The sequence below is a fragment of the Polaromonas sp. genome, from assembly GCF_013817205.1.
GTDB lineage: Bacteria > Pseudomonadota > Gammaproteobacteria > Burkholderiales > Burkholderiaceae_C > Polaromonas.
In genome coordinates this window covers 1-6,790 of the sequence record NZ_JACDDD010000121.1, presented here as the reverse complement: position 1 = coordinate 6,790, position 6,790 = coordinate 1, and the positions used below count along the sequence as shown (strand labels likewise).

The following is a 6,790-nucleotide window of genomic DNA, read 5'->3' as shown; positions in this document are numbered from 1 at the left end:
GCCCTATCGGATATATACCTCCGGCAGAAGCTGAGGCAAACTACTACCGGCAACTCGCCAGTCAAGCCTCCACGGTGGAGGCATGACTTAAACCAAACAGCCTCCATGAAACCCGGGGCGATTCAGTGTACACCAGAGGCCCGCGAGTACGCGGGAAAGGTCAAAGCATGCGAGTTCCGTCTAGGGAATTCAGGGAGACATTTAAGGTGACAGAGTCGATGTCACCGAACACATCATCCCGGGGAGTCGCATACGGTGACCCCTCAATCAAACGTCAGGCCCAACAGCCGCCTGTCAGTGCACAATCCCGTCGCCATGCCCATCTTCATTAGCTACTCCCACAAAGACAAGAAGTTCGTCGATAAATTGGCGATGCAACTTGTCCATCGGAACGTCAATGTGTGGCTTGATCGTTGGGAGCTCGCAGTGGGCGACTCAATCGTTAATCGTGTTCAAGAAGCTGTGGACGGCTCTAGTGCATTGCTAGTCATCCTTTCGAAAGCATCGACCGGATCAGAATGGTGCAGGAAAGAACTCTCTGCGGGACTGCTCCGCGAGTTGGAAGAAAAACGCGTCGTTGTGATGCCCGTGATGCTGGAGGACTGCGATGTTCCCGTTTTCGCTCGCGGCAAGATGTTTGCCGACTTTCGTATGAACTTTGATGATGGACTGCGAAGCGTCGTCGAAGGAATCTCTAAGGTTACAAACTCATCGATGGCTAGAGCAAGGGAGCCAGAATTCAACACGGATTGGTCTATGGAATGGGGCGTTCGATCCGGGGATTTGTCGATGGTGATAACCTATCTTCAGCTTCCTTCCAACTATCCTTACTCGTGCCTCACAACGTAGACAACGAATACCAGGAAAAAGATCGCGTTGACGTATCTCCGGCGTAGCCGCGAGCCTCGTGAATGTGTAAGGCGTTGCGCCAATCGCCAAAAACCCCAGGCTGCTAGTCACACAATCCAATTGCTTCAGTTCAAACCAACAAGGAATCCATCATGAGCAATTTTTCTGGCAAAGCCCCTACCTTCGTCGTGTGGGTGATTTCTCTGGTCCTGTTTATTGTTGCCTTGCTCGCGCAGTTTGGCGTGGTCCGCCTCGGCGCCCCCATCGGAACTTGGTCGTGGATCATCGGCTTCGGTCTGCTGCTGATTGCGTGCCGAGTTAAAGGGCTGTAGGCCTCTGCCGCGGGACTCCGTGGGTGGCAGGCGGCACCGAGCTCGCAGCATCAGTAAGTCTTGTGCGGTAAAAACTTGCCCGATAACATCCAATGAGAAGCTCACCCCTTGGGAATCACTCATGCCGTGTTGCTGCGGTGACTCGGCGTGGGGCGGGCTCTACAAACACCGGCTCAACCGGCCTGCGATAAACCTTTGACAGGAAGTCGCAGCGGATTTCTCGGTGGCATGTTCAGACGTCAAATGGGGAGTGCTACCCATTGAGGAAGCACTCCTTGGTGCCGAAGCACCAAATTCGGCGGGGCGCCAACCAGTGCCCCGCGGTGCTGGATCAGGCTGACGCGGAAATCTCGCCCAGCGACTGGCCGACGTCTTCTTCGTCCTGGCCCTTGACTGCGATGTCGCCGATGGAAATGATGCCGATCAGGCGCTCTTCGCTATCCAGCACCGGCAGGCGGCGGATCTGGCTGGACGCCATGTCGGCGAGCACGGTGTCAAGATCGTCGCTTTCGCGTGCGGTACGGACATCGGGGCTCATGACCTTGGACAGCGACGTGTCGCCGCCCAGTCCCTGCGCCATGGCGCGTACCACGAGGTCGCGGTCGGTCACCACACCCAGTAGCTTGTCGCCCTCACAGACGGGGATCACACCCACGTTGAGTTCGGCCATCGCCTGTGCGGCGGAAGCCACAGTGTCAGTGGGGGAAAGGCTACGCACGTCGCGGGTCATCACGTCGGATACGGTGGTCATGAAATTCTCCTTGGATTGTGTTGGATACAGCCGGCGGCGCCGTCTGCCAGTAGCATGGGGCGTGTGCGCTACGTTGGTAATCAGCGGCTACTCAAGCCGCCGTAGGACAGTGCCGCGAGGTGTGACGCTGTTTGGGGCCCGCCGGCCCTGTCGGCTGCCAATCGCAAACCCCCGAGGCTGGCGCACAAATCCCTGTAAAGTGCCATGCATGCTTACGAGTTCCCTTCCGCAGGCGCTGCGGCTGTTCTGCCTGGTCGGTGCCGTGCTGGCGCTGGCCGCCTGCAGCCCGACCTTCAATTGGCGCGAAGTCCGGCCGGACAACACGGCGCTGAGCCTGCTGCTGCCCTGTAAACCTGACAAGGCCGAAAAATCCGTTCCGCTCGGCGGCCTGCCGGTGCAGCTATTGATGCTGGGCTGCGATGCCGGTGACGCCACTTTTGCGGTGGCCGTGGCTGACATCGGCGATGTGTCAAAAGCCGAAGCCGTGCTGGCCCAGTGGCAGGCCCTGACCCTGGCCAACATGAAAGCCGGGCCGGTGGGCACGGGCGCGGGCGCCACGCAGGTTTCGACCTTCCGCCCGACCGGCATGGCCAGCGGCGCGCCGGCGAGTCTTGTCCGGTCCAGCGGGCAGCGCGCCGACGGGCGTGCTGTGGCCGGACAGGCGGCTTATTTCTCGCGCGGTTCGCAGCTGTTCCAGGTGGTGCTTTATGCCGGTGTGATCAACGCCGACGTTGCCGAGACCTATTTCTCCAGTCTCCAGTTCGAGCCAGGGCCATGACGGCAGCCCAGACCGACACCTCCAGCTACCTGAACAAGAGAACCGCTGCCATTGTTTTCCTGGCGTTTGCGGCGGCCTACTTCTGCTCGGCCCTGGTACGGGCCATCACCGCCACCTTATCGCCGGTGCTGACGCAGGAGTTTTCATTGCAGGCACGCGACCTGGGTTTGCTGGCCGGTGGTTATTTCCTTGGCTTTGCAGCCATGCAGTTGCCGCTGGGCGCCTGGCTGGACCGCCATGGCCCGAAACGCGTGATCCTGTGGTTTCTGGGCCTCTCGGTGGCAGGCAGTCTGGCGTTTTCCATGGCCACCAGTTTCAGCGGGTTGCTGACGGCGCGCGTGGTGATTGGCATGGGCGTCAGCGCCTGCCTGATGGCGCCCCTGACCGGCTACCGGCGGTGGCTGGAGCCGGCCGCACAACTGCGCGCCAACTCATGGATGCTGATGACGGCATCACTGGGCATGCTGGCGTCCACCTTGCCGGTGCAATGGCTGATGCCGCTGACGGGCTGGCGCGCTCTGTTCTGGATTCTGGCCGGGCTGATTGTTTTTTCCATGCTCTGCATTGCGTGGGTCGTCCCGACTTGGCAGGCAAATAGCTCGGTGAGTGGGCTGGCAGCGGCGACAGCCGGGAGCGGGCGGCCTCAGGGCCGCTACGCCGACGTTCTGCGCAACCGCTATTTCCAGAAGCTGACGCCGCTGGCCTTTTTCAATTACGGCGGGCTGGTCGCAGTGCAGACGCTGTGGGCCGGGCCGTGGATGGTGCGGGTGGCGGGGTACACCCCGACGGAGTCGGCGACCGGCCTGTTTTATATCAACGCCCTCATGCTGGTGACTTTCTGGACTTGGGGCATGGTCACTCCCTGGCTGGTCCGCAACGGTTGGCCTGCCACGCGACTGGTGGCCTGGGGCGTGCCACTGAGCATTGCGGTGCTGGCCTTCAATATATGGGCGGGTTCGGCGACAGGTTGGTTGGGCTGGGCGCTGTTTTGCATGAGCTGCAGCGCCATGGGCCTGGCCCAGCCGGCCGTCGGCATGGCCTTTCATGCCTCGCTGGCCGGGCGCGCGCTGTCGGCCTACAACCTGGTGATTTTTTCGGGTGTGTTCGTGGTGCAGTGGGGCATCGGCCTGTTGATCGACTCTTTCAGGGCCTTGGGCTGGTCCGAAGTGGCAAGCTTTCAAGGCGCGATGACTGTGTTTTTGTGTTGCTGTATCGCCTCATATGGCTATTTTCTCAGCGTCAGCGCTGATAATTCCCGGCAATGAACGGCATTCTCATCATCGCCCACGCCCCTTTGGCCTCGGCCCTGCGGCTGTGCGTGCTGCATGTCTTTTCGGACAACCCGGCTGGTGTGGTGGCGCTGGACGTTCAGCCCAACATGCCGCCCGAGGAAACCCTGGCGCAGGCCCGTGTCGTGTTCAGGCAGCTCGGCACCTCGCATGTGCTGGTGCTGGCCGACGTGTTCGGTGCAACGCCTTGCAACGTGGCGCAAAAGCTGGTGGACGGGGTGCGCTCCAAGCTGATCACCGGCGTCAATTTGCCGATGCTGCTGCGCACGGTGTCTTACCGACACGAGGCGCTGGATGCGCTGGTGGCGCGCGCGGTGATGGGGGGAACACAGGGTGTGATGCAGGTGGCGATTACTGCACCACAGAACCAGGCTCGCAGAAATCATGATAAAGAACAGCACGACCATCAGCAATAAACTCGGCCTGCATGCCCGCGCTTCGGCTAAGCTCACCAAAACTGCCGGCAGTTTTGCCTGCGAAGTCTGGATGAGCAAGGGCGAACGCCGCGTCAACGCCAAAAGCATCATGGGTGTGATGATGCTGGCCGCCGGTATCGGCAGCATGGTCGAGGTCGAAACCGATGGCGCCGACGAGCAGCAGGCCATGGATGCGATTCTTGCGCTGATTCATGACAAATTCGGCGAAGGGGAATGAATGGCGCCCCACGGTTGCTCACTGCGTGTAGCGCCCTGCCCCCCGAGGGGGCCGCTGCGCCTGAGGGCTGGCAAAGCCAGACCCGCGGCCCCGGCTGGTCTTGGTCGGCTCGCTTCGCATCGCGACTCAGTTTCTGGGAGTTTGCGTGACTTTTAGTGTTCATGGTCTGGCGGTCTCGCGCGGCATTGCCATCGGGCGTGCGGTGCTGGTGGCTTCCAGCCGGGCCGATGTGGCGCATTACTTCATCGACGCCACCAAAACCGCTGAAGAGATCCAGCGCCTGCGCGTGGCGCGCGACGCCGTGTCCGAAGAGATCACGCGGGTGCAGCGCGACCTGCCCAAGGACGCGCCGCATGAGTTGTCGGCGCTGCTCGATGTGCACCTGATGCTGCTGCAGGACGAGCAGCTCATCAGCGGCGTCAAGCACTGGATCAACGACAGGCTCTACAACGCCGAATGGGCGCTGACCACGCAGTACGAAATCATCGCCCGCCAGTTCGACGACATGGAAGATGAGTACCTGCGCGAGCGCAAGGCCGACCTCGAGCAGGTGGTCGAGCGCATGCTGGGTTTCATGAAAGGCGTGGCTTCGCCGGTGCTGCCCACGCCGTCCACAGGCGGCCGGGCGCCGCGCCAGCAGGACCTGCTGCTTGACGACACCATGGACGTGCCACTGGTGCTGGTGGCGCACGACATCTCGCCGGCCGACATGCTGCAGTTCAAGCAAAGCCTGTTTGTCGGTTTTGCCACCGATGTCGGGGGCCGCACCTCGCACACCGCCATCGTGGCGCGCAGTCTGGACATCCCGGCGGTGGTCGGTGCGCGCAGCGCCAGCCAGCTGATCGAGCAGGACGACTGGGTCATCATCGACGGCGACGCCGGTGTGCTGATTGTGGATCCTTCGCCCATCATCCTGGCCGAATACGGTTTCAAACAGCGCCAGGGTGAACTCGAGCGCCAGCGCCTGAACCGGCTGCTCAACACCCCGGCGCTGACGCTGGACGGCCAGAAAGTCGAGCTGCTGGCCAACATCGAGATGCCCGATGACACGGCCGGCGCCGTCAGCGTGGGTGCGCAGGGTGTGGGGCTGTTCCGCAGCGAATTTTTGTTCATGGGCCGCAGCAAATTGCCCGACGAGCAGGAGCAATACTTGGCGTACCGCAAGGCGGTGGAGGGCATGAAGGGCCTGCCGGTGACGATCCGCACAGTGGACATCGGCTCAGACAAGCCGTTGGACAAGCTGGCCGGCCGCACCCAGGACGGCCAGCTCAATCCGGCGCTGGGCCTGCGGGCGATCCGCTGGAGTCTGGCCGACCCGCCGATGTTTTTGACCCAGCTTCGCGCCATCCTGCGCGCCGCCGCGCACGGACCGGTGCATCTGCTGGTCCCCATGCTTGCACACGGCAGCGAGATCCGCCACACGCTGTCGCTGCTGGACTTTGCACGCGCCGAGCTCGACAACAAGGGTATTGCCTATGGGCCGGTCAAGCTGGGCGCGATGATCGAGATTCCGGCCGCCGCGCTGACACTCAAGCTGTTTCTGAAGTATTTCGACTTCCTGTCGATAGGCACCAACGACCTGATCCAGTACACGCTGGCGATCGACCGTGCCGACGAAGCTGTCGCCCACCTGTACGACCCCTGCCACCCCGCAGTGCTGCGCCTGATTGCCGACACGATTGCCGAGTGCAATGCACAGGGCAAGGGCGTCAGCGTCTGCGGCGAGATGGCCGGTGACACCAGCATGACGCGGCTGCTGCTGGGCATGGGCCTGCGCAGCTTTTCCATGCACCCCTCGCAGATCCTGGCCGTGAAGCAGCAAGTCCTGCGCGCCGACACCGGCAAGCTGCAGCGCTGGGCCCAGGAAGTCCTGGCCAGCGACGAGCCTGCGGCGATGCTGTAGTGCCTCTCTTGCTATAAAAATAGTAGCTGCAAACGCTTTCTGGACGAGGGCCAGAGCCCGATTTTGTTCATAACCCCGGCGCTGATCATCACGGCGGCAGGATCACGGTAAGCGTGCGGTGATCCCGTCTTGACGACGGCCGTACGAGTCAGGTAGTGACGGGCGCTGACTGCCAGCGATGCGGCAGCAGTTCATCGACACGGCTGGCCGGCTGCGTGGGCAGCCGCTCGAGGA

At 62.0% G+C, this 6,790-nt stretch carries 8 protein-coding genes; 7 read left to right on the top strand and 1 reads right to left on the bottom strand.

What is annotated here, in order from left to right; translation table 11 throughout:
* Window positions 1–315 precede the first annotated feature (315 nt).
* Both H0W47_RS17920 and H0W47_RS17915 read left to right on the top strand, forming a co-directional pair.
* Entirely contained in the window at window positions 316–849 is a 534-nt protein-coding gene (locus H0W47_RS17920) for a toll/interleukin-1 receptor domain-containing protein (protein ID WP_296926871.1), read from the top strand.
* A 152-nt stretch (window positions 850–1,001) separates the two neighbouring features.
* Entirely contained in the window at window positions 1,002–1,181 is a 180-nt protein-coding gene (locus H0W47_RS17915; RefSeq protein ID WP_296926868.1) for a hypothetical protein, read from the top strand.
* Between the two features lie 331 nt (window positions 1,182–1,512).
* Here the strand turns inward: H0W47_RS17915 and H0W47_RS17910 are convergent, their stop codons facing one another.
* Window positions 1,513–1,932: a CBS domain-containing protein gene (locus H0W47_RS17910; protein WP_296926866.1), complete on the bottom strand. Its 420-nt coding sequence runs from the start codon at window positions 1,930–1,932 to the stop codon at window positions 1,513–1,515.
* Between the two features lie 208 nt (window positions 1,933–2,140).
* Here H0W47_RS17910 and H0W47_RS17905 point away from each other — a divergent pair, with 208 nt between their 5' ends.
* The 5 genes from H0W47_RS17905 (at window position 2,141) to ptsP (ending at window position 6,556) form a co-directional block, all read left to right on the top strand.
* Window positions 2,141–2,710 carry a hypothetical protein gene (locus H0W47_RS17905; protein WP_296926864.1) on the top strand — a complete coding sequence of 190 codons (570 nt, stop codon included), beginning with the start codon at window positions 2,141–2,143 and terminating at the stop codon, window positions 2,708–2,710.
* Entirely contained in the window at window positions 2,707–3,975 is a 1,269-nt protein-coding gene (locus H0W47_RS17900) for an MFS transporter (protein WP_296926862.1), read from the top strand. Before H0W47_RS17905 ends, H0W47_RS17900 begins: the two co-directional genes overlap by 4 nt.
* Window positions 3,972–4,415 carry a PTS fructose transporter subunit IIA gene (locus H0W47_RS17895; protein WP_296926860.1) on the top strand — a complete coding sequence of 148 codons (444 nt, stop codon included), beginning with the start codon at window positions 3,972–3,974 and terminating at the stop codon, window positions 4,413–4,415. Before H0W47_RS17900 ends, H0W47_RS17895 begins: the two co-directional genes overlap by 4 nt.
* The gene (locus H0W47_RS17890) at window positions 4,384–4,653 is read left to right on the top strand and encodes an HPr family phosphocarrier protein (RefSeq protein ID WP_296926858.1); all 270 of its coding nucleotides are present in this window, start codon (window positions 4,384–4,386) and stop codon (window positions 4,651–4,653) included. The genes H0W47_RS17895 and H0W47_RS17890 overlap by 32 nt, the downstream gene beginning before the upstream one ends.
* Before the next feature lie 145 nt (window positions 4,654–4,798).
* The gene (gene ptsP / locus H0W47_RS17885) at window positions 4,799–6,556 is read left to right on the top strand and encodes a phosphoenolpyruvate--protein phosphotransferase (RefSeq protein ID WP_296926856.1); all 1,758 of its coding nucleotides are present in this window, start codon (window positions 4,799–4,801) and stop codon (window positions 6,554–6,556) included.
* The last annotated feature ends 234 nt before the right edge of the window (window positions 6,557–6,790 follow it).